This window comes from Megasphaera indica (assembly GCF_046614755.1).
In the GTDB taxonomy this organism is placed as follows: domain Bacteria; phylum Bacillota; class Negativicutes; order Veillonellales; family Megasphaeraceae; genus Megasphaera; species Megasphaera intestinihominis.
In genome coordinates this window covers 1-15315 of sequence record NZ_JBKKJR010000007.1, presented here as the reverse complement: position 1 = coordinate 15315, position 15315 = coordinate 1, and the positions used below count along the sequence as shown (strand labels likewise).

The 15315-nt window shown below is 52.1% G+C and carries 14 protein-coding genes and 2 rRNA genes; 2 read left to right on the top strand and 14 right to left on the bottom strand.

The genetic code is table 11. The features are described from left to right. Positions 1-5: 5 nt before the first annotated feature. The 12 genes from serC to fdxA form a co-directional block, all read right to left on the bottom strand. Positions 6-1079 carry a 3-phosphoserine/phosphohydroxythreonine transaminase gene (gene serC, locus ACFCTO_RS05115; protein ID WP_292262353.1) on the bottom strand — a complete coding sequence of 358 codons (1074 nt, stop codon included), beginning with the start codon at positions 1077-1079 and terminating at the stop codon, positions 6-8. Between the two features lie 328 nt (positions 1080-1407). Further along, the gene (locus tag ACFCTO_RS05110; RefSeq protein WP_499876487.1) at positions 1408-2472 is read right to left on the bottom strand and encodes a phosphoethanolamine transferase; all 1065 of its coding nucleotides are present in this window, start codon (positions 2470-2472) and stop codon (positions 1408-1410) included. Positions 2473-2509: 37 nt separating this feature from the next. Next, entirely contained in the window at positions 2510-3202 is a 693-nt protein-coding gene (locus ACFCTO_RS05105; RefSeq protein WP_499876486.1) for a hypothetical protein, read from the bottom strand. A gap of 921 nt (positions 3203-4123) precedes the next feature. Next, positions 4124-6406, bottom strand: coding sequence for an adenosylcobalamin-dependent ribonucleoside-diphosphate reductase (locus ACFCTO_RS05100; protein ID WP_499876485.1), 2283 nt, complete (start codon positions 6404-6406; stop codon positions 4124-4126). Positions 6407-6545: 139 nt separating this feature from the next. Beyond that, a complete protein-coding gene (locus ACFCTO_RS05095; protein ID WP_292261583.1) occupies positions 6546-7502 on the bottom strand; it encodes an alpha/beta hydrolase in 957 nt (318 codons plus the stop codon). Positions 7503-7508: 6 nt separating this feature from the next. After that, entirely contained in the window at positions 7509-7886 is a 378-nt protein-coding gene (gene dhaM / locus ACFCTO_RS05090; protein ID WP_292261584.1) for a dihydroxyacetone kinase phosphoryl donor subunit DhaM, read from the bottom strand. Positions 7887-7907: 21 nt separating this feature from the next. Further along, positions 7908-8537 carry a dihydroxyacetone kinase subunit DhaL gene (dhaL, locus tag ACFCTO_RS05085; protein ID WP_299723490.1) on the bottom strand — a complete coding sequence of 210 codons (630 nt, stop codon included), beginning with the start codon at positions 8535-8537 and terminating at the stop codon, positions 7908-7910. A 6-nt stretch (positions 8538-8543) separates the two neighbouring features. Next, the gene (dhaK, locus tag ACFCTO_RS05080) at positions 8544-9533 is read right to left on the bottom strand and encodes a dihydroxyacetone kinase subunit DhaK (RefSeq protein WP_292261589.1); all 990 of its coding nucleotides are present in this window, start codon (positions 9531-9533) and stop codon (positions 8544-8546) included. Positions 9534-9738: 205 nt separating this feature from the next. Continuing rightward, positions 9739-10272: a bifunctional pyr operon transcriptional regulator/uracil phosphoribosyltransferase PyrR gene (pyrR, locus tag ACFCTO_RS05075; protein ID WP_499876484.1), complete on the bottom strand. Its 534-nt coding sequence runs from the start codon at positions 10270-10272 to the stop codon at positions 9739-9741. A gap of 15 nt (positions 10273-10287) precedes the next feature. Beyond that, positions 10288-11205 carry an RluA family pseudouridine synthase gene (locus tag ACFCTO_RS05070; RefSeq protein WP_302485906.1) on the bottom strand — a complete coding sequence of 306 codons (918 nt, stop codon included), beginning with the start codon at positions 11203-11205 and terminating at the stop codon, positions 10288-10290. Positions 11206-11215: 10 nt separating this feature from the next. Beyond that, positions 11216-11653: a signal peptidase II gene (gene lspA, locus ACFCTO_RS05065; protein WP_020309679.1), complete on the bottom strand. Its 438-nt coding sequence runs from the start codon at positions 11651-11653 to the stop codon at positions 11216-11218. A gap of 125 nt (positions 11654-11778) precedes the next feature. Further along, positions 11779-11943 carry a 4Fe-4S ferredoxin gene (gene fdxA, locus ACFCTO_RS05060; RefSeq protein WP_020309680.1) on the bottom strand — a complete coding sequence of 55 codons (165 nt, stop codon included), beginning with the start codon at positions 11941-11943 and terminating at the stop codon, positions 11779-11781. Between the two features lie 513 nt (positions 11944-12456). Between fdxA and ACFCTO_RS05055 the strand changes: the two genes are divergently transcribed. Together ACFCTO_RS05055 and ACFCTO_RS05050 are read left to right on the top strand one after the other, a co-directional pair. After that, complete coding sequence (locus tag ACFCTO_RS05055) at positions 12457-13137, top strand: response regulator transcription factor (protein WP_292300705.1); 681 nt, start codon at positions 12457-12459, stop codon at positions 13135-13137. Next, entirely contained in the window at positions 13121-14554 is a 1434-nt protein-coding gene (locus ACFCTO_RS05050) for a sensor histidine kinase (RefSeq protein ID WP_499876483.1), read from the top strand. Before ACFCTO_RS05055 ends, ACFCTO_RS05050 begins: the two co-directional genes overlap by 17 nt. A gap of 440 nt (positions 14555-14994) precedes the next feature. On the opposite strand, the gene rrf is transcribed toward ACFCTO_RS05050, so the two are convergent. Both rrf and ACFCTO_RS05040 read right to left on the bottom strand, forming a co-directional pair. Then, positions 14995-15111, bottom strand: a 5S ribosomal RNA gene (gene rrf, locus ACFCTO_RS05045). A 98-nt stretch (positions 15112-15209) separates the two neighbouring features. Next, positions 15210-15315 (bottom strand): 23S ribosomal RNA (locus ACFCTO_RS05040); the annotation flags it as partial.

Here is a 15315-nt window from a genome sequence, read left to right as displayed (position 1 = left end):
ATACATTAATGTTTTTTCTGGAACGCTTTCATGAAATCGGCCAGAGCCTGGCATCCTTCTTCGGTAACGGCATTGTAAATCGATGCCCGGCAGCCGCCGATGGAACGGTGCCCCTTGACACCGATGAGGTCGTGATCAGCCGCTTCAGCGACGAACTGGGCTTCCAGTTCCTTCGTCGGCAGGTTGAAGGTGACATTCATGAGGCTGCGCGAATCTACGCGGGCATGGCCGCGGTAGAAGCCGTTGCTGTCGTCGATGACACCGTAGACGATAGCCGCTTTCTTCTTATTTCGTTCATGCATGGCAGCCAGTCCGCCGTTATCGTCGAGCCAGTGGGCCACTTTATTGACGAAATAAATGTTGAAGACCGGCGGTGTATTGTACGTCGAATCGTGGTCGACATAGGTCTTGTACTGCAGCATGAGCGGCAAATCACGGCAGACCTTCTTCAGCAAGTCGTCCTTGATGATGGCCACAACGACGCCGGCCGGGCCGACATTCTTCTGGACACCGGCATAGATGAAATCGAAATTCTTCACATCGACCGGACGGCTGAGGAAATCGCTGGACATATCACAGAACAAGGGAACGTCGAAAGACGGGAAATCATGCCATTCCGTCCCATGTATGGTATTGTTCGATGTCATGTAAATATAGTCCGTGTCGGGCTTGACGACGAAACGGTCTGCCTTGGGGATGTACGTAAAGCCATCGGCTTTGCTCGAAGCGACTTCATACGTTTCCCCGTAGAAGGAAGCGGCTTCCATGGCCTTATTGGACCATACCCCAGTATTCAGATAACCGCCGCGTTTCTTGAGGAAATTCGCTGCGTGCATGACGAACTGCATACTGCCGCCGCCCTGGATGAAGACGATATGATAATCATCTGGAACAGCCAGGAGCTTCTTCAGCGTCGCCACCGTGTCGTCCTGCATTTCCTGATAGGCAGCACTGCGATGACTGATTTCGACGATGCTCATCCCCGTGTGATTGAAATCGAGGAATTCATCCTGAACTTCCTTGAGGACTTCCAAAGGCATTGCCGATGGACCTGCATTGAAATTGTACACTCTCTTCATATTTCCACCTCTTACTGCGCGAAGACCGCAGGGAAAGTCTTCTGCCATACCAATAAAAAAACTCCCGTCCCATCAAAGGGACGAGAGTCGATATTCCCGCGTTGCCACCCAACTTGCCTTTCGGCCAACTTGTACCGCTATATCGGGCGTACCCGTCAAATTCATCATTTGCAGCTCCAGAGCGGAACGCCTTACAGCCCTGCTGCCTCGCACCACCCGGCAGTTCTCTGAAAGGACCCATAATTTGCTTCTCCTTCATCGCCTTCTGTAAAATTACGTTTATTATAAACACAAACGCCCTGCCTGTCAAGACAAATTTTACCGATATCTATTGAAGGGCTTGTTTTCCATGTAAAGTCCGCAAGGTATCTTTTGTCATGCTATACTGCGATGAAGCCAGATTCCAATTTAAGTCTGTGCCGGGAACACCTTGGATTCCTAAAATATCTGTCATGACATCATAAAGCAAGTCATTCGTCCAGTAACTATTTTCATGAGAACGAAGTGTCTCTACCGTCTGTGCCCGTTCAGCCTGAAAATCCGGGCTAAAAGCCATGAAAAGAGGGATATGGCTCATCGTTGCCGTATATTTGCTGGCTTCATGCCCATAATTGTGTTCCACATCTTCTCCATGATCGGAAAAATAAATGAATCCTTTGAACCGAGGATTTTCTTTTAGCTTTTCATAAATCTGTTGGAGAACATAATCATTATAACGGACAGCATTGTCATATTTATCGATAACATCACTCTTGCCGCTGTAATGCTTCCAATCTTCAGGATAACGATCTGCATAGGAACCATGACAGCCCATGAGATGAATGACAATCAAGGCATTTTTTTCATTTGTCAAATCGGGCAGAGCCTTTATCAAGACATCATCATAATAATCAGACCGGAGGTCATGTGTTCCTGTCCGTTCATTGAGCCAGGCCTGATGGGCTGCGGTACTGGCGATTTCAGCTACCGGCGTATCCCACGCTCCATATTTTCGCTGGTTACTAATCCAAAAAGTATCATATCCAGCGGCCTTGGCAATTTCCATGAGGGAATAGGCCTTTTCCAACGGGACATTATTGTACTGATTCTTTTCACTGAGCGCATAGGTCAAGACAGGTACTGTATGGGTATGATTTGAATAAGCATTTTGGAAAAGGATAGCTTCCGGTTTCTGCGTTTCTTCACTCATCCATGGCGTCGTATCTCTGTCGTACCCGTAAGCCCCCATATGATCCCGTGTCTCTGATTCACCGATGACTAACACAAATATCCCACCGTCCGATGTAATCTTCAGGCCTTGCAGCTGTTGTAGACGCGCTTCCCGCTGTGCTTTCGCTTTGCCATATTCTTTATATTGGTGCAAAGCATCCTTTGTTTCTGTTACAATGCGCACTGGTAAATAATCCGTGGCTTTGACAACAGCATGTCCGCTAATAGCTAAAATGAGAACAGATAATACACAGATGATTTTTTTTAGAATAAACGATAGAAGGTGTTTTAAGGCGATATAACATGCTCCCTAAGCCAATGAGGATAAAAATAAGCGCTACGAACGTCCCTCCCCATACGGACAAATTCTGACTTTTAAGATAGGCCAGGGATTCACTGCCATTTGTTTGAAACAATGTCAAAACAATAGTAGCCGATAGAACGTGGCCGCTGACAGCATAATAGCCCCAAATGAACAGTGGCAATAATAAGGCAATTCCTAAGCATACATACAGAACGCCATCAAGTACACGACGTAAGAACTTCTTACGAATATGACGGCTGATATAGATTAAATCGGTGAAAAATAAAAACAAAGATGCCCCTATCAGATATGCCACTGTCACATCAACACGCTGCACATGTTGCCCCGCTAATATCGGTACTAATGAAGAAGATAAGAAAATTCCCGTATACAAACAAAAAATCCCTATATAGGGTCGAGAATACTTCCACAGGAACATACTCAATGCCAAAGCGAATCCACTGTAAAATAATCTCCCCTTAAAGGCAAGTGACGCTGAAGAAGGAATCCACCATTGAATCAAGATTCCTGCTAGCACAAATAAGATAATACACAGCACACTACGATAAACCGTCTGTCTATGACGCTGCATATATGATAAAACTTGCATACTTTCCGCTCCTTTACTTTTCTCATTGTAATAAAATCGACAAATCGTTGTCGCAAATCCGTTTCATTATAACACAATTTATATGAATAACAAAAATAAAGGAGTCCTTAAACATCTCAGTCGCCTAGCCTTTAAGCGGTCCAATGGACCGTTTCCGTAGGGGCCGTCCCAGCGGGCGGCCCGCTACGCGCTGAAGGCGTCCTGAAGTGTCGTTGTTAGTTTGAGTCTGTCGCGGCGGAACGCCGCATCTGAGTCCGAGCAAACGAAAACAACACAATAGCCATAAAGTCATGATATTATCCCATAAAAAAAGACCTGCGCACAATGATGTGAACAGGTCTATCGTATTACATCAATACAAACATGCCAGGCCAGCGTCAGCCAGTGGCACGACTCATTGGCTTTTCCAAATCTCCCACAGCCCAGAGTCTGATGCCGTCTCTGGGAAACGTCAGTTTACCACATTTCAGCCGTAGGGGCGTGCCCGTGGCGCGCCCGTCCGGAGTGAAGAGGCATACGTAATCCATACCGTTCGGATAAACCAGTCCCATCATCCTGCCACGGGCTATCTACTATCAGTCTCCAGCGGGTCGCCCACGCGGCGACCCCTACAGTCCGGATTGCCCATTTCCCAAAAGCCAGCGTCAGCCAGTGGCACGACTCATTGGCTTTTCCCAATTTTCCATAGATTGCATAGAGTCTGATGCCGTCTCTAGGAAACGTCAGTTTACCACATTGCCCAACAAAGGCCGTGACTCGATGCTGACACCCCATATGAGGTGGTTCGGATTGCCGCAGATTGGCGTATCTGCCGAGGAAGCAATCCGCAAGGCGTAGCAGGGCTACGTCGAGGAATTGCTGACGCAGGCAGATGCGTCAAGATGCGGTAAGACGGGCCTCCCCATATGGGGCGTCAGCATCTTAATTACATTTACTCCAGCCGCAGTTTTTGCAGGTGTTGCAGCCGCCTTCAAAGACTAAGGGTTCGCCGCACTGGGGGCAGAGCATGCTTTCGGCTGTGACCTTCTTTTCAGCTTTCGGCCGGACCGGCGTCTTTTTGACTGGCGTATGGCCGCTGGCGACGGATGCCGTCTGATGCAGTTCTTCCTGGACTTCATCGAACATTTCCAGCAGGGCGTTGCCGACCGTCATGGGGCAGCACGAACCGCGGCTGGTATCGCCGCGCGTCGCCCGGCGCACCGAATAGGACGGGCAGTTGCCTGTCGAATTGAGCTGGTCGACGATGGTATAGATATCGATGCCGGCGCGGGCACTGATGGAAATCATGCGCGACAAGCCGATCATGAAGTTGTTGCAGCCGCCTGTCGAGCCCTTGCTGAGGTATGTTTCCAGGAGAGCCCCTGTCTGGGGATCGAAGAAAGCCATGCAATGCAGGCTGCCGCAACCCGTGATGAGTTTACGTTTCTTGCCGATGACGTTGTCGTCGATGCTGACGATTTCACCGCGTTCCAGGCCTTCACCAGCCGTAGGTACGCGTTTTTCTTCTTCATGGGTCGTCAGGATACCGGCCCGCTTGCAGCCGTCGCGGAACAGGGTCAGGCCTTTACAGCCCTTTTCATGGGCCAAGAGGTAGAGGTCTTCCGTATCTTCGACGGTAAAGCTGTTGGGCACGTTGACTGTCGAGCTGATGGACGCATCGATATGTTGCTGCCAGGCTGCCTGCATTTCGACGCGTTCATGATAATCCAGGGTCAGGGCCGTGACGAAGTATTCCGGAAGCTGGCCGTCGTCTTTGATGTGGTGCTTCTTCATATAGCGTTCGACAATAGGCGTATAGACCTTATAATAGACGTCCGTCCCGTGGAGGGATTCCGTCTTGCGTTCATAGAAGTTCGCATAAATCGGTTCGATGCCGCCGGAAATGCCGAGCATCGTCGACAAAGTCCCCGTCGGGGCGATGGTCAGGAGCTGGGAATTGCGCAGGCCGTATTCCTTGACCAGTTTGGCCGTCGCTTCCGTCGTGTTGGCCTTGAAATAAGGCGTACTCATGATTTCATCGATATGGCATTTTTCGAAGGCACCGCGCTGATGAGCCAGTTCTGCCGACGCAGCGATAGCCGTATCGGCCATGGCAAAGCCGATATCATGACAGAAGGCGACGGCGTCTGTGCTGCCATAAGTCAGGCCCATCTGGATGAGCATGTCGCCGAGACCCATGATGCCCAGGCCGATCTGGCGCCAGGCTTTGACGCTTTCCCGCTGTTCTTCCAAGGGATGCAGGGGCAGGCCTTCTTCGAGGACATCGTTCAGGGCCCGGACGGCAATGCGGACGCAGCGCTTGAATTCATCGAAATCGAAGGTAGCGTTCGGCGTAAAGGGATCGTTGACGAAGTTGGCCAGGTTCATGCTGCCCAAGAGACAGGAGCCACCGGCCGGCAACGGTTCTTCGGCGCAGGGATTGACGCCGGCAAAGGAAAATTCCGGCGTGTGGGCCAGGAGGTTCCACGATTTGATGCGGTCCCAGAACAGGGCGCCCGGTTCGGCATAGTCCCAGTTCGTTTCTGCGACCAGGCGGAAGACGTCGGCTGCATTGACCAGGCTTTCAATGACCTGCCCCGTTTCCTGTCGCTTGAAATGGAGGCGGAACTGTTTGTGTTCCTTGACGGCTTCCATGAATTCATTGCTCAGGCGGATGGAAATATTGGCCTTAGTCACCTTATTGAGGTCCGTCTTGAGCTTGATGAAATCCAGGACATCAGGATGGGCACAGTCGATGGAAATCATCAAGGCCCCGCGGCGGCCGTTCTGGCCAATCAGTTCCGTGACCAGGGAATAGAGGGTCATAAAGGAAATGGAACCGCTCGTTTCTTTGGCCGCGTTGTTGATGCGCGCCCCTTTCGGACTCAAGCGGGAAATATCGATGCCGCAGCCACCGCCGTAGCTGTAGGTCCGGGCCAATTTCCCGGCCCGGTCGAAGATGCTTTCGATGCTGTCTTCCGGCGGCGTCATGACGTAACAGTTGGACAAGGTAATCTTCTTGCCTTCATATTCCAGTCCCCGGTTGGCCAGGATGCGGCCGCCAAAGAGAAATTTCTTGGTTTTGATCAAATCGGCGACTTCTTCATCGCCGCCACTGATGCGGCCGACCCAATGGTCAAAGGTTTCGCCGTTATCGCAATATTTATTCTTCCAAATATCGAGGCCGAGCTGATTCTCTGCACCGAGCCATTCTTGTTCGTTCATAATCTTCCTCCTCCACTGCGCATAGCAAACGCATGACCGCCGTCTACTACATGTAGTAGACGGCGGTCATTTACTATACTAATAATAGTAGGATGGCGGGAAATAGTCAAGTATCGGAAATGCATAGTCCGACGCCTTCCTAGTCATTGAGGACATCCTTTTCTATGAAACGGCTGACGACGCGCAGGTATTCGCTGCGGTCTGTTTCAATGCCGACGGCATGAGGAGAGTCGGCAAAAATATAGAGTTCTTTTTTCGGGCTCGTACAATTATCATAGAGGCTCTTTGCCGTCTTGACCGGCACCAGGGCATCGTCGCTGCCGTGAAGGAAGAGGACAGGCATCTTCATCCGCTTCACAGCCTGCGCCGGTTCCAGGGAAGACACGGTCTTGTGGGTATGGTAGAACATGGCAGCCTGGAAGAAGGGGTCCAGGAGGTCATAACTCCAGATAGCCCGCTTATCTCCTGAAGCCTGCCACAATTTCTCCCGTCCCAGGGAGATGATATTGCCATAAGAGCTATCGGCGACGACAAAGGACAGGTCCTTGCCGTATTCACTGCCTGCATACAGCAGGGCCATGGCCGCTCCGAGGGAGACGCCGTGCAGGCCGATGCTCATCTGTTCATCGCGGTTGCGCAGCCACTGGCACCACATGGCCAGGTCATCGATTTCCCGGATGCCCCATTCCGTATGGGCCCCTTCGCTTTCGCCGTGGCCCCGCAGGTCGATGAGCAGGATATTATAGCCCAGGCGGCGATAGACTTCCATATAAGGCAGGCACATGGACCGATTCTGGTAGAGGCCGTGGATGAGGATGACCGTCTTATGGGAATCATGGCGGTTCTCGATATACGTCCCGCGCAGGATCGTCCCGTCCTGGCCATTGACCCGGACCGGTTCCCAGCCCCGTTCCTTTTCCCACTGGCGGACGGTGGACACGTCGCGGCTGTGGTTCTCGATGCCCAGGAGCTGGTCCCAGGGAGCATCATAAAATTCTTCATAAGCCATGTTTCCGATATAAGCCCCGATACCGCCCAAGATGACGGCCAGGCAGACCAGGAACAGGAGCAGGCGTTTCAAGAAGCGCTTCATCATGATACCTTACAGCTTCCTGTCCCGGCTGGCTTCTACTTTATCCTGCATGGCAGCCAGAGGCGTACCGCCAGCCGCTTCAATGGCGGCGATGACGGCACCTTCGACGAAGGGGCAGTCCAGGAGCTGTATCTGCCGGTCGTCCAGGCTTTCAGCGACCATTTCTGCCGTCATGACGGCACTGCCCATATCCATGATGCAGGCGACGCCATCGCCTTGATCTACGGCTTCGACAGCCGCCGTGATTTTCTCGAAACTCGTTCCCAGGCTGCCGTCTTCGAGTCCGCCGGCAGCGGCAATAGGCGCATCAGGCGCCATCATGCGGGCCAGTTCAACGGCCCCTTCAGCGGCCTTCTGGCTGTGGGAAATCAATACGATTCCTACCATCTTTTCCTTCACTCCTAAAGATCAGGCCATTTCAGCCAGGACCTGCAGCAAATAGAGCGACGACGTAGCGCCCGGATCCTGATGGCCCAGGCTGCGTTCGCCTAAATAGCTGGCACGCCCTTTGGTAGCGATAATGGTCTTCGTGTATTCTACGCCTTTTTCCGCAGCTTGAGCCGCATCCTGCAAGGCTTCTTTCAATGATTTGCCGGCCGCTACGTCATCCTGCATGACTTTCAGTGCCGGGCACAAGGCATCGAGCATGGTCTTTTCGCCTTCTGTCGCCTTGCCGCGCATCTTGATGCCGTCGACAGCGGCTTCCATGGCTTTGACGAAAGCAGGTCCGTCGATTTCCGTCAGGCCCTTGCAGGCCATGCCGGCTTTCATAAAGGCCGTCCCGTAGAGCGGGCCCGATGCGCCGCCAACTGTCGACACGAGCTGCATGCCGACGCCTTTGAGCAGGGCGCCGATGTCGCCGCCTGCCAGGGAAGGCAGCTTCTTTTCGACGGCTTCAAAGCCGCGGGCCAGGTTGATGCCGTGGTCGCCGTCACCGATTTCGTTGTCGAGTTCGGTCAAATATTCTTTTTCTGCTTCGATTTTCTTAGCCATCCCTTCGATGATGGCTGCCATCTGTTTCGTATCCAATGAATTCATCCCCTCTTATTTTTTCCAGGCCAGCGTATCAGCCGGTGCGTCGTAGAGAGCCTTCATTTCGTCATCCAGTCGCAGGAGAGTGATGGAGAAACCAGCCATTTCGATGGATGTCATATAATTGCCGACCATCGTGTCGTAGACGCTGATGCCCTGTTCCTTGAGATAATCCTGTACGAAGTTGTTTACGATGTACAGTTCCATGAGCGGCGTCCCGCCCATACCGTTGATGAGAACGACGACTTCATGACCTTTATAATCGAGATCCGCCAGGATCTGGTCGACGAGCATCTTGGCGATTTCATTGGCCGGACGCATTTTTTCCCGATGCGTCCCCGGTTCGCCATGGATGCCGATACCGATTTCCATTTCATCATCGGCCAGTTCAAAGCCCGGTTTCCCCGCAGCCGGAACAGTGCACGGTTCGATGGCCATGCCCATGGAGCGGACGTTGGCAATGACCTTTTCGGCGACGGCCTTGACTTCCGGCAGTTCAGCGCCCTGTTCAGCTTTGGCACCGGCGATCTTATGGACGAAAATCGTACCGGCTACGCCGCGGCGGCCCGTCGTATACAGGCTGTCCCGGACGGCGACGTCATCATTGACGACGACATAGTCGGCCTTGATATCTTCATCGGCTGCCATTTCGATGGCCATTTCAAAGTTCATGACATCACCTGTATAGTTCTTGACGACGCAGAGGACGCCTTTATCCGTCGCTACGGCTTTGATGCCTTCCAGGACCTGGTCCGGTGTCGGCGACGTGAAGACCGTCCCGGCCACGGCGCAGTCGAGCATGCCCGTGCCGACGTAGCCGGCATGAGCCGGTTCATGGCCGCTGCCGCCGCCGCTGACCAGGGCGACTTTGCCTTCTTTTTTGTCGGCCCGGACGACGATGGTCCCATAATCGAGTTTGCGCAGCTTCTTCGGTGCCGATTTGACCAGGCCCTGAATCATTTCCTCTTCAACGTTATTGACATCATTGACAATTTTTTTCATGATAACCCCTTCTTTCTAGATATATTAAAAGAGCTTGTCGCACGTGCGACAAGCTCTTTTAAGTGGTTATTGGCTAGCAGTCAGTTGTTAGCGGATGGTTAAAAATTTACATCAAACTTCAAACATTAACGCCAGGATAACCAGATAAAATGGTCGAAAACTTCGTGCGATGTTCACTTAAGTATAGCAAGAAATAAGGGGAAAATCAATTCTGTTCCCGCAAGACGACGCGGTCGCACGAATCGGTTTCCTTTAATTGAACCGACACGTCTTCCTTCCGTGACGTCGGCACATTTTTGCCGACATAATCGGCACGGATCGGCAGTTCCCGGTGACCCCGGTCGACGAGAACAGCCAGTTCGATGAACTGAGGCCGCCCCAGTTCCATGATGGCATTGAGGGCCGACCGGACCGTCCGTCCCGTGAACAGGACGTCGTCGACTAAGATGACCGTCTGGCCGTCGGCATCGAATTTGCCGGCATCGCTGACGGCGATGGGGCTCTTGCGGTCGTCGTCGCGATAAGCCGAAATATCGAGATCATACACGGGCACATCCCGGCCTTCGATAGCTGCCAGTTCCCGGCCCAGGCGCTGAGCCAGGGGGACGCCGCGCGTATGGATACCGACGAGTACCGTCTTGTCCAGGCCTTTATTGCGTTCAATGATTTCATGGGCAATGCGGCGGATAGCCCGGCCGATTGCTTTTTCGTCCATGAGCAGTGTCTTTTCTTTACACATGTGACTCACCACCTGTCAGTCTTTCTTTTCCGCCCGTTCCAGGCAGGCCAGGAAATCAGCCGGCGCTGGCGCTTCAAAATGCATGGTCTTCCCCGTAATCGGATGGACCAGATCGAGAGTATGCGAGTGAAGGGCCTGACCGTCGATAGGGAAATCATCCTTCTTATACCCGTACAAGGGGTCGTTGACGACGGGATGATGGATATAAGCCATGTGGACGCGGATCTGATGAGTCCGGCCCGTTTCCAACTTACATTCGACCCAGGTGTAATCGCCATAGCGCTTCAATACTTTGAAATGGGTCACAGCTTCGCGGCCACCCTTAAAGGTGACGGCCATCTTGACCCGGTCTTTGGGATGGCGGCCGATAGGGGCATCGACGACGCCCCGTTCTTCCGAAATATTGCCGTGGACCAGGGCCCAGTACGTCCGGTGCGCCGAATGTTCTTTAATCTGTTCGGCCAGCCCCTTATGAGCTTCATCGGTCTTGGCGGCAACCATGACGCCTGACGTATCCTTGTCCAGGCGATGGACGATACCCGGGCGGATGACGCCGTTGATGCCCGACAACTCGCCCTGGCAGTGATAGAGCAGAGCATTGACCAGGGTCCCGTCGGGATTGCCTGCAGCCGGGTGGACGACCATGCCGCGGGCCTTATTGACGACGATGATGTCCTTATCTTCATAGACGATATCCAAGGGGATGTCCTGCGGGACCACCTTATATTCTTCCTGGAGTTCGATGACAGCCTGTACCTGATCGCCTTCGTTGAGGCGGCGGTTGGCCTTGGCTTCCTTACCGTTGACGGTGACTTCCTTGCGCTGAATGAGCTGCTGGGCATAACTGCGCGAAATATCCAGGGCCGTCGTCAAATAGACGTCCAGCCGCTTTCCCTGTTCCTGTTCTGTGACTATTAATTTCTTTTCTTCCATGTCTTCATCCTCATTTATCCGAAATATGGGTCCAACTATACCATAACAAAAGTGCGACGCCGACGACGATACCGATATCGGCAACGTTGAATACGGGCCAGATGCGAAAATCGAAGAAATCTGTTACTGCCCCGCGGAGCGTCCGATCCAGGGCATTGCCCAGGGCACCGCCCAAAAGCAGCCCCGCCCCGCCATAAACCCAGGGCGTCGCCGGCAATTTCTTGCGGAATAGACCATACAGCAGGAATAAGGCCAAGGCCATGACTAAAAAGAGCCACTGCTGATTTTCTAAAATCCCAAAAGCAGCACCGCGATTCAAAATATAAGTAATATGAAAAAATCCCGGAATGACCGGAATGGATTCATGAAGGACCATGGCCTGATGGATAGCGTATTTCGTAAGCTGATCGACAACGGTCACGGCCAGGGCAATGCCTAATACATACAAAGCAAACTCCTCCTATTATGCATCTTACAGTGCTTTTATCCTATCACAGAAGCAGGGAAAATTCAATAAAAAAAGGCCGCCGCATGATGGCCAAAGCCTTCTGCGACAGCCTTTTGCCGAAGCAATTATTCAGCTGCAATAGCGCCTGTAGGACAAGCGGATTCGCAAGCACCGCAGTCGATGCAGGAATCAGTTACAACGTATTTCGTTTCGCCTTCTTCGATGGCACCGGTCGGGCAAGTGCTAGCGCAAGCGCCGCATTTTACGCATTCGTCGGAAATAACATGCATGGTTTTCACCTCCAAACATCAAGCCTTCGGGGGAATCTCCCCTTCGTCTTCCTCATTATTACACGAATAGACAGACTTGTCAATGAATACCGAATGGGTAAAGATATAGGTATTTCCTAGGTTTTTGCGATTGTCCAAAAAATTTTCTCAAAATTTCGCCAAAATCATTTTCCGCAGAAATAGAAAAAGCCGGCGAGGGGAGCCGGCTTTCTCTTTTTGCAAGATATCATCGGGGGAAGACAATATCTCAGCAGTTGAAGAAAATAAGATAGGGGTGTTCGAGGGGTATATGAACAACTTACTTCTCCAACGTCTCGTAGATGATCTGTTCTACATATACTATAATAACAGGTTCTGGCGAAAAGTAAATCCCTAAAGATTAAAAATAGATTAAATTTTCGTGATATTTTTGTAACAATGTCCGAATGAGTAGTACAAAAAAGGGAATTTATACGTTATAATAGTATGTATATGGCTTAGAGTGTGCAAATTCTTTTTTGGGGAGGTTGTTATATGACCGAAAAGACACATATCTTAATCGTCGAAGACGAAAAACAAATCGCCCGCTTCCTGCAAATGGAGTTGGAACATGAAGGCTATGAATGTGGCATCGAATACAACGGCGCCGCTGCCATGGACCGCATCGGCCAGGAACACTTTGACCTCATCCTGCTGGACATCATGCTGCCTGACGTCGACGGCCTGACCATCTGTAAGCGGACGCGGGAACTATCGAACGTCCCGATCATGATGCTCTCAGCCAAAGACGATATCGAAACGAAAGTCGTCAGCCTGGACATCGGCGCCAACGACTATCTGACCAAACCCTTCAACAGCAAAGAACTCTTTGCCCGCATCCGTGTCCTCCTGCGAGAACGCCATCAGCTGGCCGACCGGGGAAATTTTCTCCAGCTGAATGACATCACTTTATTCCTCGACCGTCACGAAGTCATGAAGGGAACAAAAAAATTAAAATTGACGAAGAAAGAATTCGAGCTCCTCGCCTATTTAGTCCGGAACAAGAACATCGTCCTCTCGCGATCGCGCATCGTCGAAGAGGTATGGGGCTACGATTACATCGGCGACACGAATATCGTCGACGTCTATATCCGTTACCTGCGCAGCAAACTGGGCCCGAACGGGCGCAACTACATCCGTACAGTCCGTGGAGTCGGTTATGTGGCAGAAGATTAATCATTGGCTGACACAGCACCTGCTCATCGCTCCCCTGCCCATTTTCGCTAAAATGGTCCTGCTCTATTCGTCTATCGTCTTTTTCATCCTCCTGACCGTATCGGTCGTAACCATTACCAGCGTCCACTACATCATGAACGACTCCCTGCGCGATGAATTGAAGTCCCGCGCTGCGGCGGCCATCCAATACCTGGACGACTACGGAAAGGTCGATACGACGATATTTATCCGGGCCAACGTACCACCGTCGATGAACTTACAAATTTATGACGGCGCAGGCCATCTCATCGTCGACAACGGCCCGACCCATGCCGTCCGCAAACTGAGCGACCGCTACATCGACGACGCCATAAGCAATCCGCAGAAAAAGCCGCTGCCCACCAGCGTCCAAGGCAACGAATCGTCTGAATTCTCCTATTATCAACTCTGGACGGACAAACAGGGAAAGAACTACTACCTGCGCTTTTCTCAACGCCCCGATAAAGAAACGGGCTTCGTGTCGCTCTTATCGAAACAGCTCCTGGCTTCGGTCCTCATCAGCCTGATTTTGACCATCTTCACGGGTATGTACCTCATGAAGCGCTCCCTGGCCCCCTTGCAGGTCATCAATGACACGGTCAAGACCATTGAAGTCAACCGCCTGGACAACCGTATCGCCCTGTCTGACAACAAGAACGAACTCCACGACCTGGCCGTCAGCATCAACCAGGCTCTGGACCGCATCGAATACGGTTATAAACAACAGCAGCAGTTCATCAGCGACGCGTCCCACGAATTGCGGACGCCGATTACCGTCATTGCCGGCTACGCCGACCTCTTATGCCGCTGGGGCAAAGACGACCCGGCCGTCCTCAACGAAAGCCTGACGGCCATCAAATCAGAAACGGACTATATGAAGCAGCTCATCGAACGCCTGCTCTTCTTTGCCCGTTCCAATAATGGAACGCTGTTGAAACACTTTACGAAAATCAATACGGCCGACCTCCTGCAGGAAGTATACAGCGAAGTCAGCCTCATCGACAAAGAACACCAGATCATCCTGCGTCAAAACGACGAAGCCCTGATTACGGCCGAACCGGGCAGCGTCAAACAGATGCTGCGCATCTTCGTCGACAATGCCCTGAAATATACGCCTGCCGGCGGACAGGTCACCCTGACCTGCCAGGCCGACGAAAAGACCGTCCGCTATGTCATCAGCGATACAGGCATCGGCATCCCCAAAGAAGACCTGGAACGCGTTTTTGAACGCTTCTACCGCGTCGATTCGTCCCGCACCAAAGACACAGGCGGATCCGGCCTGGACCTGTCCATCGCCAAATACATCGCCAAGGCCAATAATGCCGAACTGGAATTAGACAGCACCCTCCATAAAGGAACGACAGTCACCGCCATCTTCCAACGCACGCAGGAAGAGTGATGGATTAGCCGTTAGCGGTCGGTCCACCGGACCGCTTTCGTAGGGGCCTGCACGTGGCAAGCCCGCTGTGACTATGTGAGCATAACGTATACTAATATATGTGCGTGTTTTCCTGCATCACCTGTCATGTATGATGGATATGCCATTATTCCGAACGGGCGCCCCACGTGGGCGCCCCTACTAGCAGCTAGCGGTCAGCAGTTAGCAGTTAGAATCCGCAGTCCTACGAACCATGCCTCATGGACCTGTTATGTATATCACCATTTATTCGCGGCGGGCCGCCCAAGGCTCCCTTTATAGGGGAGCTGACCGCCAAAGGCGGTCTGAGAGGTTAAAGATTGGCCCCTACGATGCGGCCATAAGGCCGTAAAAACGAACCACGAGCCACTAACAACGAACAACAAAAAAAGCACTAGCCTAAGCTAGTGCTTTTTTTCCTTAATCAGCGGCTTCCTATCCTCCCAGGGGGCCTCCCCCCAAGTACTTTCGGCGTTTGCGGGCTTAACTGCTGTGTTCGGCATGGGAACAGGTGGATCCCCGCAGCTATCGCCACTGAATTATATTGTTCAGGGTCGCGCCCTGACAACTGCATAAAAATGTTTTCTTCTTAACGGGTCGCCCACGTGGCGACCCCTACCAATCGGTAGGAATATTTGTAGTCAAGTCCTCGGTCTATTAGTACCGGTCCGCTCCGTACATCGCTGTACTTCCACTCCCGGCCTATCAACCACATCGTCTTTGTGGGACCTTACTTACTAATG